Below are 25,079 nucleotides of genomic sequence, written 5' to 3' on the forward strand. Positions count from 1 at the left end.
GCCGTTAAAAAGTCAGGTTGATACCGAAGGTGTAGACTGCCGGTACGGGATAGCTGCCGTCATCTACTCCAAATGCGGTGGCGGTTCCTCCAAGTTCGGGAGTATATCCGGTGTTATGTTTCCACGTCTTCAGGTTCTGTATGTTGACATAGACTTTCAGAGCTTGCAGGCGTATTTTGGCAAGTAAGCTTTTGTCAAATGCATATGCTAACTGTACGTTGCGGATACGGAAGAACTTGCCGTCCTCAATGTAATATTCAGAGTTCAGGTTGTTGATGGAATGTTTGGTGTTCAGTAACGGTTGGGAGTTGGAGGTACCTTCTCCGTGCCAACGATCCATACGTTGTTCCAGATAGTTGAATTGGGCGAAGTTGTAGTTGTCCCATGTACGGAAAATCTGGTTCCCGCCTTGTCCCATCATGTCGATGCCTAACGACCAATTCTTGTAGTTTACTCCGAGGGAAAAACCATAAGTCACCTTTGGGGTAGGGTTACCTATCATGGTACGGTCCTCCGGGGTGATTTCTCCGTCACCGTTCACATCAGCGAATTTTAAGTCACCGGGTGTCACGGTAGCCAACGTGTTTTTAGGTGATGCGTCAATATCTGCTTGCGACTGATAAACGCCCGCCACCTTATAACCATAGAAATATCCGATAGGATAACCTGCCATTGTGTAACTTTGCTGTTTATCTCCGGCAATGATGGAATATCCTTCCTGAACAAGGCTTTTGACCTCATTCTTGATGGTAGTCAGGTTGGCACTGACGGAATATCCCCAATCACCGATCTGATCGCGCCAGGTTACTGCCATCTCCACTCCTTTATTCTGAATCTCTCCCAAGTTGCCGATGCCGGGGATTGTTCCGGAAATTCCGGGAACCTCGGCTAACAAATCTTTGGTGTTCTTCTTGTAGTAAACACCCTCGAAATGTAAGCGGTTGCGGAGCAAGTTCGTTTCAAATCCAGCTTCCCATGCTTCTACTTTTTCCCAACGGAGGTTAGGATTAGGCAGATAAGCAAGCTGGTATCCGGGATAAATGATGGACGGTTTGCCGAATACGGCGGAATAAGCATTGGTCAATAACGGTTCGGCAGGATAGGCCTTGTCCAAATTCTGGTTTCCTAATGTACCGTAAGATGCTTTGATTTTCAACATATCCAGCCATTTGATATCTTTCATGAATTCTTCTTCAGACATCAGCCAACCTCCACCCAGTGAGAAGAAGTTCTGCCATTCATTGCCTGTATAGGAGAAAGCGGAAGAACCATCCCGGCGGAAAGAACCGTTGAATAGATATTTACCTTTATAGTTGTAGATGACACGTGCAAGCATAGATACTGTGCTGCGTTCCCATTGGGTACTTCCATTGGTTGCGGTAGCCGCATCACCGATGCTGACAAACCATTTGTCCGGATCGCCCGGAATGACCAAGCCTACTCCCTGTTTGCGTGCTCCGTCCAATCGGCTCAACGAATTGTAGTAAGTAGTAAAACCGGCGGTAGCTGTCAGGTTATGGTTGCCGTTGTCGAAGCTGTTGGTGTATGTCAGCAGGTAGTCACTCTGCACTTTCGTTTCATTCTCTTTGAACTGGCTGACCTCGGTCTTTCCTGTTCCCAAAGTAGAAACACCTCCGTTGACAGTGGCATCATATACTTTCACAATCGGCGTATACGTACGCCCGTTGTTCGATGCATAGTCCATGGAGAACATAGCCTTGAAAGTGAAATGTTTCAGGAAGTCTACCTCACCGTAAATGTTACCGGATGCCCGGTAGTTCTCTGCTTTGGTAGTATTCGCTTTCAATTCGACGTCTACCATCGGATTGTTGATCTGCGCTTTCTGGAATTCGGGCAGAGCCGTATATAATCCATATTCTTCGTTATATACCGGAGCGATAGGAGCCGAACGAAGAGCGTTCAATACCTGTTTGGAATCTGCAGGAAGCATACGTGCTCCGTTAAACTGGAATCCGACTTTCAAAAAGTCTGTAATCTTATAATCATTACTGGCATTGATGGTCACCTTGCTGAATTTCTCATGCTCGATGTTTCCTTGTTCGTAAGAGTAGCCTACGCCCAGGTAGAAACTATGTTTGGGGGAAGCTCCTGTAATACTGATGTTGTTGTTGGTAATGAAGGCCGTTTGGAAAATCTCGTCTTGCCAGTCTGTATTGGCATCCCAACCGCTATAATCGAATGGGTTATCTCCTTGATTGGCAAGCTGTTCGCTATATAGCTCCTTGAATTGTGGGCCGTTCACCAGTTTCACTTTGTCCACCACTTTCTTGAAACCGAAAGAAGTGTTGATATTCACCAGTGTCTGTCCTTCTTTGGCTTTCTTTGTGGTGATGATGATCACACCGTTCGCACCGCGAACACCGAAGATAGCCAGAGATGACGGGTCTTTCAGAATCTCCATAGATTCAATATCCTCCGGATTCAGAAAATTAATGTTGTCGTTGAATAGCCCGTCGACAATGTACAGCGGTTTATATCCGTTGATGGAGTTTGTTCCGCGAATACGTATTTCCGGATCAGATCCGGCCCGGCCGGAGTTGACAATCTGCACACCTGCTACCTTTCCCTGCAGGGAAGACAGCGGATTCATAGCCGGTTTGTTGGCTATTTCTTCTCCTTTGACGTTGGTGATGGAACCTGTCAAGTCTCTTTTCTTTGCACTACCGTATCCGATAACGACTGTTTCGGCTAGCACTTGTGAGTCTTCTTTCAAAGTGACATTGATTACATTCTGTGCCCCCACTTTAACAGTCTGTGAAGTCATTCCCACGTATGAAAATGCCAGCACGTCCTCCGGTGTGACAGAGATTGAATATTTACCGTCCATATCCGTGATGGTTCCGGTGGAAGTTCCTTGTACGAGTACCGATGCACCGATCAATGGTTCATTGGCAGCATCCGTCACTGTTCCTGTCACCGTCTTTGTCTGTGCAAAGACCGATGTGGAGGTCAATAGCAGGCAAAAAAGCGTCATGATGCTCCTTGACCTGATGGCTTTTTTCTGAAGATGTTGTAAAAGTCTAGTCCTCATTGCATTAAATTTTTCCATTTGTTATTATTTAGGTTGAAGTCTTTTTTCTGCCGTCTTTTGGCGAGAGTAACAAAGGAAACAAACGAAATTCAAAAAAGATTTGGGAAAAAAGAGAGGATGCTTGTTTTTAACACAAAAGGGTGAGGAGACTGTTGAAAAAGTTCAGACATGAACCGGTGTGGTTCATGCCTTTCCTGTTTTAAAACATTTGTTCCGCAGTGGTCATACATTGAATGACGTCTTCTTTGCTGCCATTGAAAGGACCTGATTTCTCTATTTTTAATGTAGACATGGCGGCTGCAAAACGACCGGCTTCTTCGATGCCGGCACCTGATACCCGTTGATATAAATAGCCGATGGTATACGTGTCTCCACATCCCGTTGCGTCTACCACTTCTCTGGGCTTATAAGCCGGAATACGATAGAAGTCTTTTCCGTTGAAGATAAGTGAGCCCATGCCGCCTAATGTGACTAATACTTCTTTCACTCCCCATTCATATAATTGGCGGGCAGCTTCCATGCGGGTCGGAAAGACCGGTCAGTACTTCCATTTCATGCTCGTTGACTTTGAGGAAATGAATATATTGCAAGGCTTCTCTCTTATCTGTCCAGTCCACCGGATAGACGTGGGTGTCACGCACTTCACGTAAATAGCCTTGTGAGTCTACTGCAATCAACCCTTTTTGAGATAGTTCTTTGATTACTTCCAATGAGAAGTCGTCAGCCAGCAGAGAGCCGAGATGGTAGATTTGCGCATCTATCTCTTTCAACTGACTGGCTGTGAACGGATCGGCTTTCGCTAATACCCGTTGGGTACGGTCGTCCGGATTGGCTCCATAGATGTTCTCGAAGTATACGGAGTGTTTGCTCGGTAAGGCGGTTACGTTAATACCCACTTTGCGCAGCTGCTCTACAACTTTCATTTCAGTGGCACCTACTGCCGTTACCAGCGCATAATCGATATCATTAAAATGGCGGATGGCATGTGAACAATAAAAAGCTGTTCCTCCCGGCATGTAGACAGTGTTTTGAGGAGTGACTACTTTGTCTAATGTGATGTGACCGATGCAGCAAAGTTGATGTTTATTCATGTTTAACTAATTAAAAAGCCTCCAAGATAGTATCTTGAAGGCTTATAGTTTATTTTTGGTGCGGATGATAGGACTCGAACCTACACGCCTCACGGCACCAGATCCTAAGTCTGGCGCGGCTACCAATTACGCCACATCCGCATGTGTAGCTTTTTTGTTTAGCGGTGCAAAGATAGGAAGATTTTCTGATTTGGCAAATAATTCGACAATAAAGTTATTCACTTAAGATTTCGAATGCCTTTTCAATCAGAGTGTCTTTGTGCTTAAGTTGATCTGATTCAGACATATTGATGGCAATGTCCGGCTCAATACCTTCTTCCAAGGGTTGCTTGTTTTTGTCGAAATGCGGACTGGCGGAAAAACGGACGCTCCATCCATTAGGTAATTCCGATGAGAAGGGAAGTCCCGAACCACCTCCGGTCCAGTCACCTAACTGGATGATTCTTTTCTCTTCGTTGTCCTTGTTTAAGCTACGCATCGCATTCACAAAATCATTGGTGGCACTATAACAACGACGATTGGTCAGAATGATTACTTTCTTCTGCCACCGGATGCTGTTGGATGGTTCCAGATAGATCGGCTCCATCTTGGAGAAATCATTATGTCCCGGTCCGGTTTTGTGCTGTATATATCCGGTAAGTGTTTTCTCGTTGGTAAACCGGGCGGCAATGCGGGTGGAGTTGGTCAGGTTTCCGCCTCCGTTATCACGTACATCGATGATTAATCCGTTGCAGGTGGCCAGGTAGAGGAGAACTTCATCCAAGTTGCCATCGCCCACTCCGGAACTGAAACTTTCATAACGAATATATCCTATATTATTATCGAATATTTTATACTTTAAACCGGCGGATGTATAGTATCCTGTGCTGGCACTGCCCAGATAAGTTTGATAGAGAATATCTTCCCGGTAGTTCCAGTCGTAACCCTGATACCATTCATCGTAGAAAGAAGTACGTTTGGCAGAGGATAGATTGACATGTCCGTCTTTTAAAATGTATAGCATCTGGCTTAGGATGTCGAACAGGTCGTCATTAGACATTGTCGGAATAATCAGTGGGCTATATTTGTCGTGAACGGCATCCCAGTCAATACCTTTTGCTTCCAGAAAACAATACTGTTCGTCGATGATCTTCCATAGTTGTTCGAAGTTTCCTACAGGATCATTGGCGTAGTCTTCTTCTCCGATGCAACCGGTCAATACCGGAAGACAGCAGAGCAGCCAAAGCATTTGTCTAATCTTATTTCTCATTCTTAATTGATCTCACTTGAAGTTTCAACATTAAATTTTGTTCTCTTAGTAGGCTCTGACCGATGAAGGCAAAGCTGTTCCTTTTTTGTTTCGGATACGGTATAGGTCTTTCACAAATCCTACCATGAATACGTGCGAGTAGGTATGTGTCTTGATATTGTTTACATTGGATTGTTGCAAATCAGCCAGATAGCTGAATCGCATTTTTGTATATCCTATCGGTAAGTCGACCGAGAGCATCTGCCGCAGTGAAGGCTGGTTATGCAGGGAGGTGAACTTTATCACTCCACTCGAATTTCCCAGAGAGAATATCTCGTAGTAAGATTGTCCGTAGTGCGGTGAGAACATTACTCCCATCACCGGTAGATTGACTTGATAGCGTAATACCATCGGGTACCGTTTGATTTTCAAATGCCAGATAGCCATTCCTGAGGCATCCAAATTGACGTATGCCCGTGCGGATGCCGGATTGTTGGTGTTCCGGAGATTATAGACAAAGCCTCCGTTGGCATCTATCAATCCTCCGGCTAATAATTTGAAATTCTCCGTCAGTCGAAACTGGTAGTGTAATCCGTAATTCCAGTTGACTAATCCGGAGAAGGTGTTATTGTTATCGGCACGGTTATGGGTATAACCGATGTCTGCCTGAAAGAAATTCTGCACAGACACATTTCCATCGAATAACTTAGTCATCCGAATCGTCTCGCGGGAAATACGGAAGTCAATTCCTTTGTATTCCTGCGGTGAAAGATAGGTGTCGAATACGTTGGTAAATCCTACACCGTACATGGTGGCACGTGTTACATACCGATGGGTTTGCAGACTGTCAATCTGCGCTTGTAATCTGGTGCAAAGGGCGAACAGGATGCATCCTGTCAGCCCCAGGTATATTAGTTTTTCTTCATCAGAATAATTTCATCTGCCCGGTGATCTCATCAATAATATCGCCTTCGCTCTTATCACTGTCCGGGTCCAGATTTTCCGGTTCCTCTTCCGGGCTTTCCTGCTGCTCTTGTTCAGGTTCGGGGAAGCGGGTCGGTTCAAGTTCGTTGATCGTATCCACGGTATAGGTCGTGATGCGTTTTCCTTTGGCTTTGAACCCTTTGACAGCTATGAATTCATCTGCATCGATATCCAACGGATCACGGAAGCTGTCGTGTCCGCCAAATATAACTTCCAGACGCGGATAGTACTCATCGGTCAGCAAGATGAGACGGTTATTCTTATTCTCTCCCAGATAGTTCTGTTTGCGGTTGGAGGCCTCGAAGCAGAAGCGTTTCAGGTACGGGTAATTCTGTTGATCGGCATCATAAAGTGCAGCGGTCCATACCTTATGGGGATCGAATTTCTCAACGATGCTCACATTGTCTTCGTAGTGATTGCTCAAATCGAAGTTGGTGGTGTAGAAATCACCATTGTTCAGTACAACCAGAATGGAGTCGTCACTTTGGAATTCTCCCAGATATTCGCCTCGTCCGTCATAGTTGAGACGGAGTATGTCACGGTCAAACCAGACTTTACGTCCACCGAGAGTAGAGCCGCCTTTTTGTTTCAGGGATATTTTGTGTACCGGCAAGCGGGTGAGAATTACACCCCGTGCCTGGCGTCCCTTGATACTGACTTCGCTGAAGTCATGTTCGAAGATAATACGGCGTACACGTGGGTTCGGCTTCAATGTCACCTTGATGATTTCGGCTTCTCCGTTCGGGTTGGCGCTGAAATAGGTGATCCGTGAATCAGGAGTTCCCTGTGTTACATCATATTCACGGTCGCGGACCACGGAAGTTACGGCGAAGCGTTTTACGTAGGTCGTTCCTTCTTTTCCGTCACGGTAGGCTACGTTGTAGATCGTGCGTTTATCGTTCTTCTTGAATACATTGACATAAAGAACGTTCTTACCGACAAATTTTTTATCTGCAACAGGAGTAACAATGTACTTGCCATCACGGAAGAAGACAATCACATCGTCAATATCCGAACAACAGGCCACGAATTCATCTTTCTTTAATGCCGTTCCGATAAATCCTTCTTCACGGTTGATATAGAGTTTTTCGTTAGCTTCTACTACTTTGGCTGCTTCGATGGTGTCGAAGTTCCGTAATTCCGTGCGGCGCGGGAAATTCTTGCCGTATTTGTTTTTCAACATCTGATACCAGTTGACGGTATAATCCACGATATGGGCCAGATGGTTATCAATCTCGGCAATTTCCTCTTTCATCTTGGCGATCAGTTCATCCGCCTTGTCCGAGTTGAATTTCAGGATACGTCCCATTTTGATTTCCATCAACTTGAGAATATCTTCTTTTGTAACTTCACGGATAAATGTCGGATAGTAGGGTGTCAAGCGTTCATCGATATGTGCACAGGCTGCATCCATGTCTTTGGATTGCTCAAACTCTTTATCCTTATAGATGCGTTCTTCGATAAATATCTTTTCGAGAGAAGAGAAATGCAGGGATTCCAGTATTTCTCCTTTCTTGATTTCCAGCTCCTGTTTCAGCAAATCCATCGTATTGTCTGCAGACTTTTTCAGGACTTTGCTCACAGTAAGGAAATGTGGCTTACTGTCATCGATAATACAACAGTTGGGCGAGATACTAACTTCACAGTCTGTGAAAGCGTAGAGAGCATCAATCGTTTTATCCGATGAGGTGCCGGGTGCGAGGTGCACCAATATTTCTACGTTGGCAGCCGTGTTGTCGTCTACCTTACGAATTTTGATCTTTCCTTTATCAACAGCTTTCAGGATAGAGTCGATCACTGTCGAAGTCGTCTTTCCGTATGGAATTTCTGTGATAGCAAGCGTTTTATTATCAATCTTGTTGATCTTGGCACGTACTTTCACGGCTCCGCCACGCTCTCCGTCGTTGTATTTGGCTACATCGATAGAACCTCCCGTCTGGAAATCAGGATATAGTTGGAATTCCTCTCCGCGTAAATAGCTGATAGAGGCATCACAAAGTTCGTTGAAATTGTGCGGCAAGATCTTGGAAGAGAGTCCCACGGCGATACCTTCCACTCCCTGTGCTAATAATAACGGGAATTTCACAGGAAGAGTGACCGGTTCCTTGTTTCGTCCGTCATAAGAAAGTTTCCATTCGGTGGTTTTGGGATTGAAGACAACATCCAGCGCAAACTTGGACAAGCGTGCTTCGATATAACGGGGAGCAGCTGCGCCGTCTCCGGTGAGGATATTACCCCAGTTACCCTGACAATCGATCAACAGGTCTTTCTGTCCCAACTGTACCAGGGCATCTCCGATAGAAGCATCACCGTGAGGGTGGAACTGCATGGTGTGTCCCACAATGTTAGCCACTTTGTTATACCGTCCGTCGTCCAGACGTTTCATTGAATGTAAAATACGTCGTTGCACAGGCTTCAAACCGTCATTGATATGAGGCACGGCACGTTCCAGTATAACGTATGAAGCATAGTCCAGAAACCAATTCTGGTACATGCCTGTTAACTGATGCTTTACGTTTTCGTCCCGCGTGTCCGCCGGTTTGTAGTCTGAATGTCCTTCCGTTATCTCGTTGATTTCGTCACTCATATATCAATCTTCGCTTTGCTTTAACAACAAATTATCTTCCTGAACATCAAAAAAGGGGATGTCCACGCAAAAATACGAAATAAATTCATATGAGGACGAAAAGAACTCACGTTTTTTATGATACTGACAGTTCTGTTAATCCTTTGATTTCACATTCCATACCAATAAAGCAAAAAAGACGGAGAGTAATGCGGCTCCGATCCAAAAAATATTGATATAAGAAAAGTTGTAGATTTCTTTGGGGGAAACAAAGAGTTAATTGTAATGAGCCACTATCTATTTAACGAAAACAAAAAAAAGAAACGGAGTGCTTAGTGAAACTGGATTTTTTTTGTTTATTTGTAATCATATTGAATGCAATCTTCAAACTAAAAAACAGAATTATGATACTAACTAATGAAATGCTTGAAGCAGCGCTTCGTTTCCGCAGCATTTGTTTGTGGGAGGAGCTAACTGACAGTGATGTGTTCGCTTTTCGCTTGTCGGATGGTGAGACGGGCTATTGTAGTGTGATGGGCAATGCAGGTGAGCATTTCTCCCTTGGATTCTATAGAGGTAAGAATGGCTTTTCCAGCTACTTGAAGACCTTGGATATGGGAAGGCAACAATCTTTTGGTTGCGAGACGTTTGAAACTGTGATGACTTTTGACTGCATCAATTGTGACTTCGTGGCGGCTTCTACCTTGGATGACACGACGAAGAAGAGAATTCGCAAATATGTCAATGACGCTGGTCTAAAAATTAGTCGCTCCAACGGATGGCCGGACTTTACCCGGTTCGAGCCATACAAGGCGCAATATGGCATCACGTGTGAAAAAGATGCTCGTGACATTACGGAAGCGCTTCGTGCGGCAATTGCTGTGAGTGAAAAGTTGACGATACATGATTTTGAAAGTCTTGGTTTTGACAAGAGGGGAGCTTATCCCACGGCAAAGGGAAGTAAGCTTGTGCCTTATCTTATCCCTACCGCTGATGGAACGTATGAATGGAGTACTGTGAAATTGCCTGCCCTTGTGCAAGACAAGTATGCTACGGTGAAGTTCGAAAATGATATACTTGTAAATATGGTGAAAGCTCTTCCTACATCTTGCATTTTGCAACTGCGGATTATTCATATACCTACTCCTGTAAATGACGGAGTGAGTGAGGTTCCTTATTTTCCAGCTGTGCTGATTTGTATAGATGCTGATTCTGAATATCTATGGCCCATTTTCTGTAAAGAGGATTTTGAGAAAAATCCTATACTAATACTTGTGGAACTAGCCGATACTTTTCGTCGGAATGCAGGAAAGCCGCAAAAGATGCAAGTGGAAGATGCGAAAACCGAAGCGCTTTTAGAGGACTTCTGTCGTCAGTGTAGCATTGTTCTTGTCCGCGAACAAAATTTGTCGGCACTCAATGAAGCTTGGGTGTCCCTTCTCGACAACTTTATGAGCTTTTCATAAAACTAAATGCACCAATCTGTCGGAACAGGTGACGCTAGGAAAGTATGCTGACTAAAGAGATGAAGAAAGCAGATGAGGAGACAGAACTGGCGGAATTCGAGGTAGAAGGGCTGGAAATCGGTGAAGAAGTTCAGGAATAAGATAAATTAATACCCTCCCTGTCTTATTTATGAGATAAATCCCTATCTTTGTGGCACTTTTTACGAAAAAAGCAAATTCAAATTAATAGATATAGAAAAGAAAATGGCACAAGAAGACGTTTTTAAGAAGCTTGTATCGCATTGCAAAGAGTATGGTTTCGTATTCCCTTCGAGCGATATCTACGACGGACTAGGCGCTGTGTATGACTACGGTCAGATGGGCGTTGAATTGAAAAACAACATTAAGAAATACTGGTGGGACAGCATGGTGCTGTTGCACGAAAACATTGTCGGTATCGACTCTGCCATCTTTATGCATCCTACTATCTGGAAGGCTTCCGGACATGTAGACGCATTCAATGACCCTTTGATTGACAATAAGGATTCTAAAAAACGTTATCGTGCTGACGTACTGATTGAAGATCAGTTGGCAAAGTATGATGATAAAATTAATAAAGAAGTAGCGAAGGCTGCCAAGAGATTTGGCGAATCTTTTGATGAGGCTCAATTCCGTTCAACTAACGGACGTGTATTGGAGCATCAGGCAAAACGTGACGCACTTCACACTCGCTTTGCTAAAGCTCTGAACGACGGTAATCTGGAAGAATTGCGTCAGATCATTATTGATGAAGAAATCGTATGTCCGATCTCCGGCACAAAGAACTGGACAGAAGTTCGTCAGTTCAATCTGATGTTCTCTACTGAAATGGGTTCTACTTCCGACGGAGCCATGAAAATTTATCTTCGTCCGGAAACTGCACAGGGTATTTTTGTAAACTACCTCAATGTACAGAAGACGGGTCGTATGAAAGTTCCTTTCGGTATTGCACAGATTGGTAAGGCTTTCCGTAACGAGATCGTTGCCCGTCAGTTCATCTTCCGTATGCGTGAGTTCGAACAGATGGAAATGCAGTTCTTCGTGAAACCGGGGACAGAACTTGACTGGTTCAAGAAATGGAAAGAAATCCGTTTGAAATGGCATAAGGCACTTGGCTTCGGAGATGCAAGCTATCGTTATCACGATCACGATAAACTGGCTCACTACGCAAATGCCGCTACTGACATCGAATTCCTGATGCCGTTCGGATTCAAAGAAGTAGAAGGTATCCACTCTCGTACTAACTTCGACTTGTCTCAACATGAGAAGTTCTCCGGCAAGAGTATTAAATACTTTGATCCGGAACTGAACGAGTCTTATACTCCGTATGTAATCGAAACTTCTATCGGTGTTGACCGTATGTTCCTTAGTATCATGAGCGCATCTTATTGCGAAGAACAGCTGGAAAATGGTGAAAGCCGTGTCGTTTTGAAATTGCCTGCTGCTTTGGCTCCGGTGAAACTGGCAGTTATGCCGTTGGTAAAGAAAGATGGTCTGCCTGAAAAAGCTCGTGAAGTTATTGACAGCCTGAAGTTCCACTTCCATTGCCAATATGACGAAAAAGATAGTATCGGTAAGCGTTATCGCCGTCAGGATGCTATTGGTACTCCGTACTGTGTAACAGTCGATCATCAGACATTAGAAGATAATTGTGTGACATTGCGTAACCGCGATACCATGCAGCAAGAGCGTGTCGCTATCTCTGAACTGAATAATATCATCGCAGACAGAGTAAGCATCACTTCTCTATTGAAAACTTTACAATAAACCTTTGACGAATGAGTAAAAAGATCTATTTATTCTCCTTAGTATTGCTGGCTCTTGCGTTCACTGCTTGCAGTGAGACGGAAGAGACGAGTCGTTATGATAATTGGCAGGCACGTAGTGTGGCTTTTATAGACTCGATCGCTAGTGTGTATGATAGTCCTGAAAATCAGGCTTTAGCTAAGAATGATCCGGAGAAACTTTATCGTTATCAAGATGAGGTAACTGGTCAATGGATATATGTTAAGAAGGTGAAAAAAGGGACGGGCAAAGAGGTGCCTCAATATACTTCTACAGTAAGTGCACATTATCGTATGTCTTATTTCAATGGAGATGTAGTTCAACAGACTTACACAGGAACAGAACCTACAGACTTTGATTCTCCGGCAAATTTTACTTTGAATGGTGTTATTTCCGGCTGGTCTTATACGCTGATACATATGGTAGTTGGTGATTTTTGGACTTTGTATATTCCTTATCAAAGTGGATATGGCTCAAGCACTAATGATGGTAATCTGCAAGCTTATTCGGCATTAGTATATAATGTTAGATTAGAGAAGATTGTAGAGAGATAATCTTATAACAATATAATAAATATAAATAAGGTGTTGTATCGTTTAGATGCAACACCTATATTTTTTATTTATCTCAATAGCAGAATTTACTTTTTCATTTTTCTACTATATATTTCTTTCCTGAATTTATTTTATACTACTCTCCCTAATCTGCAGATGTGTCGGAATTGTAACCTGTTTGATTGTCTTATTTCCTTTAATCTGATCTATTAATAGTTGGCAGGCAGTTTCTCCCATTTTATAGGTTTGATGCGATACGGCAGATAATTTAGGTTCTACATAATTGGCATGCTGCTCGTCCGTATATCCGATAATGGCAATGTCATTCGGTATACGAAGTCCACGGCTTTTGATAACTTCCATAGCTGCAAAAGCCAGCGTATCATTCATGGCAAGGATGGCATCGGGAGGTTGGGGGAGAGATAACAGCGTCTCCGTGGCAATCTTCCCCTCTTCATAATCAATCTTCCGGCAAACGACCAACTCTTTTTCGATGGGAATTCGATTTTCGCGTAGAGCTTCCAGATAACCGTGCTTTCTTCTCTTTACAATATCCAGATGATTCGCTCCTCCGATAAAGGCTACCCGTTTGCTGCCATTATCGAGAAGATGTTGTGTTGCCATTTGTGCAGATTGCACTCCATCTGCTATCACTGAAGAAAATTGGTCGCTCAAACAAACGCGGTCGAATAGGATAAGTGGCATATTGATGTCTTTCAAGGCAGATAAGTGGGAAAAATCGGTTGTTTCTTGAGACAGGCAGGCGATAATACCCTCTACTCGCATATTCACCAGATTCTCAATATTCCTCTTTTCATGTTCGTATGACTCATGCGACGTGGTGATAATCACGAAATATCCGTTGGCAATGGCCATATTTTCCTATTCCGTTCAGAATAGATGCAAAGAAATGAGTCACAATATCCGGAACTACTACTCCGATGATGCGCGGTGCATTCTTCCGTAAGCTCATGGCAAAAGGATTGGGACGGTAGTTCATCTCTTTGGCCAGTTCTTTTGCTTTGGCACAAAGTTCACGACTGATCTCCGGACTGTCTTTCAGTGCTCTGGATACAGTGGGAATCGATACCCCCAGTGCTTGGGCGAGATCTTTGAGTGAAGTATGTTTCCGGTTTTCCATTTGAAAGTCTGTAACTTAGATTCTTTTTACAAAGAAAGCACATTCCCGGAAAATTAAAAGCATCTGAAGCAATATTTTTTACGTAAACCGTTACGTTGGTTTTTCGACTGCTCTCTGCTGCATTGAAACTATTCCTGACCTACTTTTGTCGCATACAAGATAAATTAAAACCTAAAAGTATGCAATACCATGAAATCGGAAAAACAGGGATGAAAGTGTCATCTCTTAGTTTCGGAGCTTCTTCCTTAGGAGGAGTTTTCCATGATTTGAAAGAGAAAGAGGGCATTCAGGCCGTGTTCACAGCCGTTGAATCGGGAATGAATTTTATAGATGTCTCTCCTTATTACGGACATTACAAAGCGGAGACTGTTTTAGGAAAAGCACTGAAAGATCTTCCTCGCGATCGCTATTACCTCTCTACCAAAGTGGGACGTTATGGAAAAGACGGAGTGAACCTGTGGGACTACTCTGCAAAACGTGCGACAGAAAGTGTGTACGAGAGCATGGAACGCTTGAATATAGATTTTATCGACCTGATTAATGTGCACGATGTGGAATTTGCCGATTTGAATCAAGTGGTCAATGAAACACTGCCGGCTTTGGTCGAGTTGCGTGAAAAAGGTGTGGTAGGCCACGTAGGAATTACTGACCTGCAACTGGAAAACTTGAAATGGGTTATCGACCATTCACCGAGCGGTACGATTGAATCTGTACTTAACTTCTGCCATTACTGCCTGTGTGATGATAAATTAGCAGACTTTCTGGACTATTTCGAATCCAAAGCAATCGGTGTGATTAATGCTTCTCCGCTTTCAATGGGACTGTTGAGTGAACGCGGTGTTCCTGTCTGGCATCCGGCTCCCCAACCATTGGTAGAAGCTTGCCGTAAAGCTATGGAACATTGCAAGGCAAAAAACTATCCGATAGAGAAACTGGCTATGCAATTTTCCGTCAGCAATCCCCGTATAGCAACGACTTTGTTTAGTACGACTAATCCGGAGAATGTGAAAAAGAACATCGCTTTCATCGAAGAACCTATTGATTGGGAACTCGTTCAGGAAGTGCAGGAGATTATCGGAGAACAGAAACGGGTAAGCTGGGCAAATTCATAAAACAGAATCATTTGTATGGACTATACAATTATTGATGCGCACGCTCATCTGTGGATAGAGCAGAACACGGTAGTAGATGGTTTACCCATTCGTTCTTTACAGAATGGACGTTCGGAATTTATGGGAGAGATTCGCCAGATGCTTCCTCCTTTCATGGTGAATGGGGTGAATGATGCGGAGACGTTTCTTTCGAATATGGATTATGCGCAGGTAGCTGCCGCAGTCATCACGCAAGAATTTATTGATGGAATTCAGAATGATTATCTGGCAACAGTAGAGGAACGTTTTCCCAATCGTTTTATTGTTTGCGGCATGTGTGAATTCCGTAAACCGGGATTTCTGAATCATGCCAAAGAACTTATTGACAATGGTTTTAAGGCAATCAAGATTCCGGCACAACGGTTATTACTGAAAGAAAGAAGAGTGATGCTGAACAGTGAAGAGATGATAGATATGTTCCATTATATGGAAGATAAGGACGTTCTGCTTTCTATTGATTTAGCCGACGGAGCCACACAGGTTCCTGAAATGGAGGAGGTTATTCAGGAATGTCCGGATTTGCGGATAGCTATCGGACACTTCGGAATGGTGACACGGCCCGACTGGAAAGAGCAAATCCGTCTGGCACGTCATTCCAATGTGATGATTGAATCCGGTGGAATCACCTGGCTTTTCAATGACGAGTTTTATCCTTTTAAAGGAGCCATAAAAGCCATCCGTGAAGCGGCAGATCTGGTAGGAATGGAAAAACTGATGTGGGGCTCGGATTATCCGCGTACCATCACAGCGATCACCTACAAAATGTCTTATGATTTTGTGGTGAAGTCTTCTGAATTGACGGAAGAGGACAAAAGACTCTTTTTAGGAGAGAATGCCCGGAATTTCTATGGATTTACAGATCTCCCCGTGCTTCCTTACATTAAGAACATGTCCGAATGATTGAGAAAACAATCTTATCGTGAAACTATATTTATACCATGAAAAAGAATACATATACAATACCCTTAGCTTTGGTTTTCTGCCTTTTCTTCTTGTGGGCGATAAGCAGTAATCTGCTTCCTACGATGATCCGGCAATTAATGAAGACCTGTGAACTGAATACCTTTGAGGCTTCTTTTACAGAGACAGCCTATTGGCTTGCCTACTTTATTTTTCCTATTCCGATAGCTATGTTCATGAAACGATATAGTTATAAAGCGGGAATTATATTCGGACTTATCCTGGCTGCTATCGGAGGTCTGCTCTTTTTCCCTGCTGCCATGCTAAAAGAATATTGGGCTTACCTTTGCATCTTCTTTATCATTGCCACCGGAATGTGCTTTCTGGAGACGGCTGCCAATCCGTATGTAACAGTGCTGGGTGCCTCTGAAACGGCTCCCCGCCGATTGAACCTAGCGCAGTCTTTCAACGGACTCGGAGCCTTCATTGCTGCCATGTTCTTAAGCAAACTCATCCTTAGTGGGAACCATTACACACGGGAAACACTTCCTGTAGATTATCCGGGTGGTTGGCAAGCCTATATCCAACTGGAAACAGATGCCATGAAACTTCCTTATCTGATATTGGCCTTACTGCTCATTGCCATAGCCGTTGTATTTGTCTTTTCAAAGTTGCCGAAGATTGGAGATGAAACAACCTCTTCAGATGCAATGGTGACTGATGCTAAGAAAGAAAAACTGATAGACTTCGGAGTATTAAAACACTCGCATCTTCGTTGGGGAGTGATTGCCCAATTCTTTTATAATGGCGGGCAGACAGCCATCAATAGTCTTTTCCTGGTCTATTGCTGCACCTATGCAGGATTGCCGGAAGATACGGCTACCACTTTCTTCGGACTCTATATGCTGGCTTTTCTTTTGGGGCGTTGGATTGGTACAGGCTTGATGGTGAAATTCCGTCCTCAAGATATGCTGTTGCTCTATGCCCTGATGAATATCCTCCTGTGCGGAGTGGTGATGATATGGGGAGGAATGATCGGACTATATGCGATGCTGGCTATTTCGTTTTTTATGTCCATTATGTATCCCACTCAATTCTCATTGGCTTTAAAAGGACTTGGAAATCAGACGAAGAGCGGTTCGGCCTTTCTTGTAATGGCGATCGTTGGTAATGCCTGTCTCCCGCAGTTGACAGCTTATTTCATGCATGCCAATGAGCATATTTATTATGTGGCTTATTGCGTGCCGATGATTTGCTTTGTCTTCTGTGCCTACTATGGCTGGAAAGGTTATAAAGTAATCGATTAATAAAATTTTATCAAATACATATCAAATGAAAGCAGTTCAAATTATCAATCCCTCCGAAATGAAGGTGGTTGAACTGGAAAAACCGACCGTTGGAGCCGGTGAAGTATTAGTAAGAATCAAGTATGTTGGTTTTTGTGGTTCCGACTTGAACACATTCCTGGGTAAAAATCCGATGGTGAAATTGCCTGTGATACCGGGACATGAAGTAGGAGCAGTCATTGAGGAAATCGGCCCGGATGTTCCGGCGGGTTTTGAAAAAGGTATGAATGTGACCTTGAATCCGTATACCAACTGTGGAAAATGTGCTTCTTGTCGTAATGGCCGTGTTAATGCCTGCGAACATAATGAAACATTAGGCGTGCAACGCAATGGAGTGATGTGCGAATATGCTGTATTGCCTTGGACAAAGATTATTCCGGCAGGTAATATCTCTTCTCGTGACTGTGCCTTGATCGAACCGATGAGTGTCGGTTTTCATGCCGTATCTCGTGCACAAGTAATCGATAATGAATTTGTGATGGTGATTGGTTGTGGTATGATTGGTATCGGTGCCATTGTACGTGCCGCTTTGAGAGGTGCAACGGTAATTGCTGTTGACCTGGATGATGAAAAGCTGGAACTGGCGAAAAAGGTAGGCGCCTCTTATGTGATTAACTCCAAGACAGAAAATGTGCACGAACGGATGCAGGAGATCACAGAGGGATTGGGTGCTGATGTTGTGATTGAAGCTGTTGGCAGTCCGGTGACTTATGTTATGGCAGTAGATGAAGTCGGTTTCACAGGACGGGTGGTTTGTATCGGCTATGCTAAGAGTGAAGTTGCTTTTCAAACGAAACTCTTTGTTCAGAAAGAACTGGATATTCGTGGTTCCAGAAATGCCTTGCCGGCAGACTTCCGTGCAGTCATCAATTATATGAAAGAAGGAAATTGTCCGGTAGAAGAGTTGATTTCGAAAGTTGCCAAACCTGAAGGAGCTTTAGAAGCTATGCAGGAATGGGCGGCTAATCCGGGGAAGGTATTCCGTATTTTAGTTGAGTTTTAAGTAACTGTTTTGTCGGCTCTTATGATCAGATCAGGATTGCACGGAACAGGGATTTTTATTTGATCCGTGCAATCTGCATCTAAGAAGATGATCGATTGAGTTACTGCTGCAATCTACTCCATTAAGAACTGGCGTATTGAACAGTGGCGTATCCCTTCATAGCTATTTCCATTGAAGTTATCCTCTGTTATTACCATTTTAGGATAATTATCTTGTATTTTCAGTAGATTCCCGAATTCTCTTTCAGCGGTTTTTTCGCTGTCTATTTTTAAAGAAACTTGTATGTAGAGTTTTTCTCCGTTTTTTTCTCCGATGAAATCAATTTCCTTATCTCCATAATAACCAACCTTTACTTCATATCCTCTATATAAAAGATGATTATAAACCAGATTCTCTAATATTTTGGCTTTGTCTGTAATGCGATATCCAATAACAATATTGCGGATTCCCATATTTTCGAAATAGTATTTCTCTCCTATTTCAAAGACACGTTTACCTATTAAATCATATCTTTCTACCCGGTGAATAAGAAAAGCGTTGCTTAGGTATTCTGTATAATTTTGAATTTGATTCACAGAAACTGTCGCATGTTGTGATTTTAAATAATCACTGATATTTTTAGCCGAGAACAGATTTCCTATGTTTTCGGATAAGAACTGGATTAACTTCTCTAAAAATAATGTGTTTCGTAGTTTATACCGACTGACTACATCACGAAAAACAATCGTAGAGTATATGCTTTTTAGATATTCATTTACTGTTTCGTCTTCGAGAGGAAGGTTCAACAAGTAAGGAAGCCCACCATAACGACTATATAGTTCATAGCTTTTTTCATTGTCAGTTAATCCATGAAATTCGAGGAATTCCAAATAAGAGAGACTGTATATTTTGAATTCAATATATCTGCCGCTTAAATAAGTTGCAAGTTCTCCTGAAAGCATATTGGCATTGCTACCGGTAATGTATATATCGTTATCTTCATTGAGGAGAAGAGAACGAATCACTTTCTCAAATCCCGGAATGTCCTGTATTTCGTCGATAAATATATAGTTCTTGTCTTTCTTCTGACTTTGAGAAATGATGTAGGAATGTAAATCTTGGGCTGTTTGTAATGAACTGAATTCAAAGTCTTCCAGATTGATGTAAATGATATTGGCATTTGGCTCTTCACCTAAAATTTCTTCAATAAGTTGATAAAGGAGAAAGCTTTTGCCTACACGTCTCTGACCTGTCAGTACCTTAGCTACAGATTTCCGCATGAAAGGTTTTATCCGTTCGATGTAGCCTTTTCTTTTTTTGAGAATTCTAGGAAAGTCCATTTTATTATAGGTTTTATTTGTATTTAAAACTTTTGCTAAGATAAGGAAAAGTTTTAAGTATACTTCAAACTTTTATTGGAAATCGGGAAAGTTTTAAGTCTATTTTAGTTCTGTTGAAATGTAATATCAGGAAATCTTGGTTTTTCTATGCATATATGTAACACGAATACAAGTCTTTGATACATGATTATATATACTATTGGCTGAAATCCGTTAACTTTGCGTTGAAACAAGATAACCTACTAATATGTAATAACATGAATACAGGACTAAAATTTGCGCTTGGAGTATGCAGTCTCTCTTTACTTTTTTCTTGCGCTCAAAAATTACCTTATCAAGACACTTCTTTAACGGCTGAACAACGGGCGGAAGATTTATTGCCCCGATTGACTCTGGAAGAGAAAGTTGCACTCATGCAGAATGCCTCACCCGCTATTCCGCGTCTGGGAATCAAAGAGTATGACTGGTGGAATGAAGCGTTACACGGAGTCGGACGCGCAGGGTTGGCCACAGTTTTTCCCCAGGCTATCGGTATGGGGGCTTCTTTTAATGATTCGTTATTGTATGAAGTATTTGATGCTGTATCCGACGAGGCTCGTGTGAAATCCCGTATTTTCAGTGAAAACGGTGTTTTAAAACGCTATCAGGGACTGACATTCTGGACGCCGAATGTAAATATATTCCGTGATCCTCGTTGGGGACGCGGACAGGAGACTTATGGCGAGGATCCTTATCTGACAGGACAGCTGGGAATGGCTGTCGTTCGTGGCTTGCAGGGACCGGAGGATGGTAAATACGACAAACTGCATGCTTGTGCCAAACACTTCGCAGTCCATTCCGGACCGGAGTGGAACCGCCACAGTTTTGATGCGGAGAATATTGCTCCCCGTGATTTATGGGAGACTTACCTACCGGCTTTCAAAGACTTGGTGCAGAAGGCGGATGTAAAAGAGGTGATGTGTGCCTACAATCGTTTTGAGGGAGAGCCTTGTTGTGGAAGCAACCGTCTGTTAATGCAGATTTTACGTGATGAGTGGGGATATAAAGGGATTGTTGTTTCCGATTGCGGTGCAATTTCCGATTTTTACAGGCCGGAAACACATGGAACTCATCCGGACAAGGAACACGCTTCTGCCGGGGCTGTATTATCAGGAACAGACCTGGAATGTGGTGGTGAATATGGCTCGTTGGCAGATGCTGTGAAAGCCGGATTGATTGATGAAAAGCTGATTGATGTTTCGCTGAAACGTTTGTTGACTGCACGTTTTGAGTTGGGAGAGATGGATGAACAACCTGCCTGGGCGGAGATTCCTGCTTCTACTCTTAATAGTAAGGAACATCAGGATTTAGCCCTGCGTATGGCGCGTGAGTCATTGGTGCTTTTGCAGAATAAAAACAATATTCTTCCTTTGAATACTGGTCTGAAAGTGGCTGTTATGGGACCAAATGCCAACGATTCTGTGATGCAGTGGGGAAACTATAATGGTATACCGGGACATACAGTTACTTTACTGGAAGCTGTCCGTTCCAAATTACCCGAAGGACAAGTGATGTATGAGCCCGGTTGTGACCGCACGAGTAGAGAAGCACTGCAAAGTCTGTTTAGTGAATGTAGTATAAATGGTAAGCCCGGCTTCTTGGCAGAATATTGGAATAATCGGACTCGTGAAGGAGAAGTGGTTGCCACTGACCAGATTTCTACTCCATTCCATTTTGCTACAACAGGGGCTACTACATTTGCTCCCGGTGTAGAAATAACAGATTTCTCGGCTCGTTATGAATCTGTTTTTCGTCCTTCACAGTCCGGTGATGTTGCTTTCCGTTTCCAGTTGGATGGTGAAGTAACTCTGATGGTTGATGGTGAACAAGTAGCTCAAAAAGTATATGTCAAGAATCCGACGAATCTCTATACGTTACAGGCGAAAGCTGGAAAGGAGTATCATATTGAGATTCTGTTTAAGCAACGGAATGAGAGAGCTACATTAGACTTTGATTTGGGTAAACAAGTCGAAATTAATTTGAATTTGGCAGTAGAGAAAGTGAAGGATGCTGATGTCGTTCTTTTTGCCGGCGGAATTTCTCCCAGTCTGGAGGGTGAGGAAATGCCGGTGGAAGTGTCCGGATTTAAAGGGGGCGACCGTACGGATATTGAACTTCCTGCTGTTCAGCGCGACTTGCTGAGGACCTTGAAGAAAGCTGGAAAGAAAGTAGTCTTTATCAATTATTCCGGTTCAGCCATCGGATTAGTGCCGGAATCAAATACTTGTGAGGCAATTTTGCAGGCGTGGTATCCGGGTCAGGCAGGTGGTACGGCTATTGTAGATGTACTGTTTGGAGATTATAACCCGGCAGGACGTTTACCGGTCACTTTCTATAAGGATGCCGGTCAGTTGCCGGACTTCGAAGATTATTCCATGAAGGGACGTACTTATCGATATATGCAACAGCAACCACTTTACCCATTCGGGTATGGGCTGAGTTATACAACGTTTATTTATGGTGAGGCTAATCTGGGTAAGAATACGATTGGAAAAGGAGAAACAGCTATGTTAACTGTTCCGGTAAGTAATGTAGGGCAGCGGGACGGAGATGAAGTGGTTCAGGTTTATCTGCGATCTCCGGCAGATAAAGACGGCCCCCGTTATACCCTGCGTGCTTTCAAACGTGTCCATATTCCTGCCGGGCAAACAAAATCAGTAACTATTCCTCTTACACATGAGAGTTTCGAATGGTTTGATGAGGCGACTAATACAATGCATCCGGTGGCAGGTACTTATGAATTGCTGTATGGAGGCTCTTCCGATAAAAATAAATTGAAAGCGATAGTGATGAACGTGCAATAATCATACTTCCTGATTTTATCCAGTATATTGGAACTATCTACCTTCTACAACCAATATAAATTGAGCGCTGAATTCAAATTTAAATTCAGCGCCCTGCAAACGATTTTTCATTTTCATTTCTCATATTCTCATCATTTTATATAATATATAGATTATCAGGGAGATGCATTATGAGAAATACTTTCTAGAAATTCATTTCTCATACTTTTCTCCTATTTTAGTCCCGAAATCCTTTTATTCTCATCCTATTCTAGGGCATATCAAGGTATTTCTCATACTAAATGTTCTACTTCGCTTCTCTATCCAATGAGAAATATAGGAATACTGTACGCAAACCATTAATAGAAAAGTTTCTCTTCATTACCGACAAACATGTTTTTAGTTACCGGTAAAGTTGTTTTGCGCCTATTATAAACTATAAACGCAAGTTTTGTTTTTATAAATGAAGCTTGCATTTTTATAATTGCAAGTTCTGATTTTATAATCAAAGCTTGCAATTATAGATTGTAATTAGGGAAGAGTAAGTTTGTATACTGATCTACAGAAGTTTCCCCTTAATAGTGAACAAGTTTATTATTAATAGATTAGATTCTTTCTATTAATACTTATCGTGAAATCTTCTCATTCCATGGACAACTGTCCCTAGTTGTCTTTTCAATGTAACATTTCTCTTACCATTTTATGGATTTAAATGCTTGTGTAACACCAAGAAAGAAGAATGTTACATGTCTGTGATAAATGTAACCTCTATATAGAAGCCTGTATCGTGATTATTCAGATACGATGAAATCAAATCAATACATTTGCCATCACTACTATGGAACAGGAAATTATAGAAAATAAAAAGTGATAATATGAGAACATTAAAATTGATTTTGTCGGGCTGTCAATCCGTGGGCCTTGTCGTATTTATTATGCTGTTTTTTAATATGGAGGTGAGTGGCAAGGGTAAAATAACGAAAAATGCTCCTGTCTTTACGCAATTTATTTATCAGGGGGAGGATGCTATTTATCAAAACAATCCTTTAAAGCCGGGTGAGTTCTATAATCCTATTTTGCAGGGTTGCTATCCCGATCCGAGTATAACGCGGAAAGGGAATGATTATTATTTGGTGTGCTCATCTTTTGCCATGTTTCCCGGGGTACCTATTTTCCATTCTAATGATCTGGTCAACTGGAAACAAATCGGTCATGTGCTGGACAGAACGTCACAATTAAAGGTTGAAGATTGTGGTATTAGTGCTGGTGTATATGCTCCTGCTATAAGATATAATCCCAATAATGATACGTTTTATATGATAACCACTCAATTTTCCGGAGGCTTTGGAAATATGGTGGTAAAGACAAAGAATCCGGAGAATGGTTGGAGTGATCCGGTCAAACTTCAATTTGAAGGCATTGATCCTTCTCTTTTCTTTGATGATAATGGCAAGGCATACGTGGTGCATAATGATGCTCCTGCTAAAGCAAATGAATGTTACTCAGGACACCGTGTCATAAAAATATGGGATTATGATGTGGAGAATGATAAAGTGGTTCCGGGATCGGACCGGATCATTGTCAATGGTGGCGTCAATATAGAAGAAAAGCCAATATGGATTGAAGCTCCTCATATCTATAAGAAAGATGGACGTTACTATTTGATGTGTGCGGAAGGTGGAACCGGAGGCTGGCATAGTGAAGTGATTTTTGTAAGTGATTATCCGAAAGGACCTTATCTTCCGGCAAGTAACAATCCGATTCTCACCCAGCGTTATTTTCCTGCAAACCGGGTGAATAAAGTAGACTGGGCTGGTCATGCAGACTTAGTGGAGGGACCGGATGGAAAATATTATGGTGTATTTTTGGGGATACGTCCCAATGAGAAGAATAGAGTGAATACCGGACGTGAAACTTTTATTCTTTCGGTGGACTGGAGCGGAACATTTCCTGTTTTTGAGAATGGGCTTATTCCTATGAAACCTACATTGAAGATGCCTTCAGGAGTAGAGAACCAAACAGGGCAAAATGGTTATTTGCCTAGTGGTAACTTTGTCTTTAAGGATGATTTCTCCGATAAGACATTGGATTTTAGATGGATCGGTCTTAGAGGTCCTCGTGAGGAATTCGTGGATATCACCGGTAAAGGTTTACGAATCATTCCTTTTACCACAAATATCAATGAAGTGAAACCTACTTCTACCTTGTTCTACCGCCAGCAGCATAATCAATTTACAGCGGCAGCGACAATGGAGTACAAACCGAAAAATGAGAAAGATTTTGCCGGTGTAACATGTTATCAGAATGAAAGATATCACTACGTTTTCGGTATTACTAAAAAAGAAAAAGACTATTATCTGATACTGCAAAGAACCGAAAAAGGGCAAACAAGTGTTCTAGGCGAGGTGAAGATAGAGATAGAGAAACCTGTGACACTGCAAGTAACAGCCAATGGAGATGATTATCGTTTTAATTATTCGACTGATGGCAAAAGTTTTATAAATTTAGGAGGAACCGTTTCCGGTGATATTCTTTCTACTAATGTGGCTGGTGGCTTTACAGGAGCAATGATCGGCCTGTATGCAACATCTGTTGGTAATTAATTAGAAACCTTATCATTCTGTAATTATGAAAATACATCCTTTGAAGAATC

14 protein-coding genes, 1 tRNA gene and 2 pseudogenes are annotated in these 25,079 nt (G+C 42.5%); 9 read left to right on the plus strand and 8 right to left on the minus strand.

The annotated features are described in order from the left end of the window. Positions 1–4: 4 nt before the first annotated feature. The 6 genes and pseudogenes from NXX38_RS09010 to NXX38_RS09035 all read right to left on the minus strand — a co-directional run bounded on the left by NXX38_RS09010 (position 5) and on the right by NXX38_RS09035 (position 8,942). Positions 5–3,070, minus strand: a complete 3,066-nt coding sequence (locus NXX38_RS09010) for a TonB-dependent receptor (protein WP_148364068.1) — start codon at positions 3,068–3,070, stop codon at positions 5–7. 181 nt (positions 3,071–3,251) lie between these two features. Continuing rightward, positions 3,252–4,143: pseudogene (locus tag NXX38_RS09015) on the minus strand (carbohydrate kinase family protein). 56 nt (positions 4,144–4,199) lie between these two features. Beyond that, a tRNA-Leu gene (locus NXX38_RS09020) sits at positions 4,200–4,284 on the minus strand. Positions 4,285–4,357: 73 nt separating this feature from the next. Next, positions 4,358–5,392, minus strand: a complete 1,035-nt coding sequence (locus NXX38_RS09025) for a S41 family peptidase (protein WP_008649432.1) — start codon at positions 5,390–5,392, stop codon at positions 4,358–4,360. 45 nt (positions 5,393–5,437) lie between these two features. Further along, positions 5,438–6,277, minus strand: a complete 840-nt coding sequence (locus tag NXX38_RS09030; RefSeq protein WP_258981905.1) for a DUF3316 domain-containing protein — start codon at positions 6,275–6,277, stop codon at positions 5,438–5,440. A gap of 19 nt (positions 6,278–6,296) precedes the next feature. Then, complete coding sequence (locus NXX38_RS09035; RefSeq protein ID WP_195648833.1) at positions 6,297–8,942, minus strand: DNA gyrase/topoisomerase IV subunit A; 2,646 nt, start codon at positions 8,940–8,942, stop codon at positions 6,297–6,299. Between the two features lie 383 nt (positions 8,943–9,325). Between NXX38_RS09035 and NXX38_RS09040 the strand changes: the two genes are divergently transcribed. From NXX38_RS09040 to NXX38_RS09050, 3 genes are all read left to right on the plus strand, one after another. Further along, complete coding sequence (locus tag NXX38_RS09040) at positions 9,326–10,387, plus strand: DUF6930 domain-containing protein (protein ID WP_258979293.1); 1,062 nt, start codon at positions 9,326–9,328, stop codon at positions 10,385–10,387. A 243-nt stretch (positions 10,388–10,630) separates the two neighbouring features. Further along, complete coding sequence (locus NXX38_RS09045; RefSeq protein WP_074559048.1) at positions 10,631–12,172, plus strand: glycine--tRNA ligase; 1,542 nt, start codon at positions 10,631–10,633, stop codon at positions 12,170–12,172. A gap of 11 nt (positions 12,173–12,183) precedes the next feature. Then, positions 12,184–12,744 carry an FKBP-type peptidyl-prolyl cis-trans isomerase gene (locus tag NXX38_RS09050; protein WP_148364044.1) on the plus strand — a complete coding sequence of 187 codons (561 nt, stop codon included), beginning with the start codon at positions 12,184–12,186 and terminating at the stop codon, positions 12,742–12,744. A 126-nt stretch (positions 12,745–12,870) separates the two neighbouring features. Here NXX38_RS09050 and NXX38_RS09055 read toward each other — a convergent pair. Further along, positions 12,871–13,885, minus strand: a pseudogene (locus NXX38_RS09055) (LacI family DNA-binding transcriptional regulator). Between the two features lie 179 nt (positions 13,886–14,064). Here NXX38_RS09055 and NXX38_RS09060 point away from each other — a divergent pair. Genes NXX38_RS09060 through NXX38_RS09075 form a run of 4 tightly spaced genes read left to right on the plus strand, consistent with a single transcriptional unit; the run spans position 14,065 to position 18,285 of the window. Then, positions 14,065–14,997 carry an aldo/keto reductase gene (locus tag NXX38_RS09060; RefSeq protein ID WP_258979302.1) on the plus strand — a complete coding sequence of 311 codons (933 nt, stop codon included), beginning with the start codon at positions 14,065–14,067 and terminating at the stop codon, positions 14,995–14,997. A 15-nt stretch (positions 14,998–15,012) separates the two neighbouring features. Then, positions 15,013–15,936: an amidohydrolase gene (locus tag NXX38_RS09065; RefSeq protein ID WP_258979304.1), complete on the plus strand. Its 924-nt coding sequence runs from the start codon at positions 15,013–15,015 to the stop codon at positions 15,934–15,936. A 38-nt stretch (positions 15,937–15,974) separates the two neighbouring features. After that, positions 15,975–17,243 (plus strand): L-fucose:H+ symporter permease, encoded by a 1,269-nt coding sequence (gene fucP / locus NXX38_RS09070; protein WP_148364040.1) that lies wholly within the window; start codon positions 15,975–15,977, stop codon positions 17,241–17,243. Positions 17,244–17,268: 25 nt separating this feature from the next. Further along, the gene (locus tag NXX38_RS09075) at positions 17,269–18,285 is read left to right on the plus strand and encodes a zinc-binding alcohol dehydrogenase family protein (protein WP_148364039.1); all 1,017 of its coding nucleotides are present in this window, start codon (positions 17,269–17,271) and stop codon (positions 18,283–18,285) included. Positions 18,286–18,398: 113 nt separating this feature from the next. Here the strand turns inward: NXX38_RS09075 and NXX38_RS09080 are convergent, their stop codons facing one another. Further along, positions 18,399–19,604, minus strand: coding sequence for an ATP-binding protein (locus tag NXX38_RS09080; RefSeq protein WP_148364038.1), 1,206 nt, complete (start codon positions 19,602–19,604; stop codon positions 18,399–18,401). 257 nt (positions 19,605–19,861) lie between these two features. Here NXX38_RS09080 and xyl3A point away from each other — a divergent pair, with 257 nt between their 5' ends. Together xyl3A and NXX38_RS09090 are read left to right on the plus strand one after the other, a co-directional pair. After that, positions 19,862–22,447, plus strand: coding sequence for a xylan 1,4-beta-xylosidase (xyl3A, locus tag NXX38_RS09085; RefSeq protein ID WP_217721819.1), 2,586 nt, complete (start codon positions 19,862–19,864; stop codon positions 22,445–22,447). A gap of 854 nt (positions 22,448–23,301) precedes the next feature. Next, positions 23,302–25,029 (plus strand): glycoside hydrolase family 43 protein, encoded by a 1,728-nt coding sequence (locus NXX38_RS09090; RefSeq protein WP_258979308.1) that lies wholly within the window; start codon positions 23,302–23,304, stop codon positions 25,027–25,029. Positions 25,030–25,079 lie beyond the last annotated feature (50 nt).

It is taken from the genome of Bacteroides sp. BFG-637 (genome assembly GCF_024793605.1).
Taxonomy (GTDB): domain Bacteria; phylum Bacteroidota; class Bacteroidia; order Bacteroidales; family Bacteroidaceae; genus Bacteroides; species Bacteroides vicugnae.

Coding starts and splice junctions, on each gene's coding strand:
- fucP (WP_148364040.1), top strand. CDS start 15,975: ATGAAAAAGAATACATATACAATACCCTTAGCTTTGGTTTTCTGCCTT.
- NXX38_RS09080 (WP_148364038.1), bottom strand. CDS start 19,604: ATGGACTTTCCTAGAATTCTCAAAAAAAGAAAAGGCTACATCGAACGG.
- NXX38_RS09060 (WP_258979302.1), top strand. CDS start 14,065: ATGCAATACCATGAAATCGGAAAAACAGGGATGAAAGTGTCATCTCTT.
- NXX38_RS09050 (WP_148364044.1), top strand. CDS start 12,184: ATGAGTAAAAAGATCTATTTATTCTCCTTAGTATTGCTGGCTCTTGCG.
- NXX38_RS09045 (WP_074559048.1), top strand. CDS start 10,631: ATGGCACAAGAAGACGTTTTTAAGAAGCTTGTATCGCATTGCAAAGAG.
- NXX38_RS09090 (WP_258979308.1), top strand. CDS start 23,302: ATGAGAACATTAAAATTGATTTTGTCGGGCTGTCAATCCGTGGGCCTT.
- NXX38_RS09065 (WP_258979304.1), top strand. CDS start 15,013: ATGGACTATACAATTATTGATGCGCACGCTCATCTGTGGATAGAGCAG.
- xyl3A (WP_217721819.1), top strand. CDS start 19,862: ATGAATACAGGACTAAAATTTGCGCTTGGAGTATGCAGTCTCTCTTTA.
- NXX38_RS09010 (WP_148364068.1), bottom strand. CDS start 3,070: ATGGAAAAATTTAATGCAATGAGGACTAGACTTTTACAACATCTTCAG.
- NXX38_RS09035 (WP_195648833.1), bottom strand. CDS start 8,942: ATGAGTGACGAAATCAACGAGATAACGGAAGGACATTCAGACTACAAA.
- NXX38_RS09075 (WP_148364039.1), top strand. CDS start 17,269: ATGAAAGCAGTTCAAATTATCAATCCCTCCGAAATGAAGGTGGTTGAA.
- NXX38_RS09040 (WP_258979293.1), top strand. CDS start 9,326: ATGATACTAACTAATGAAATGCTTGAAGCAGCGCTTCGTTTCCGCAGC.
- NXX38_RS09025 (WP_008649432.1), bottom strand. CDS start 5,392: ATGAGAAATAAGATTAGACAAATGCTTTGGCTGCTCTGCTGTCTTCCG.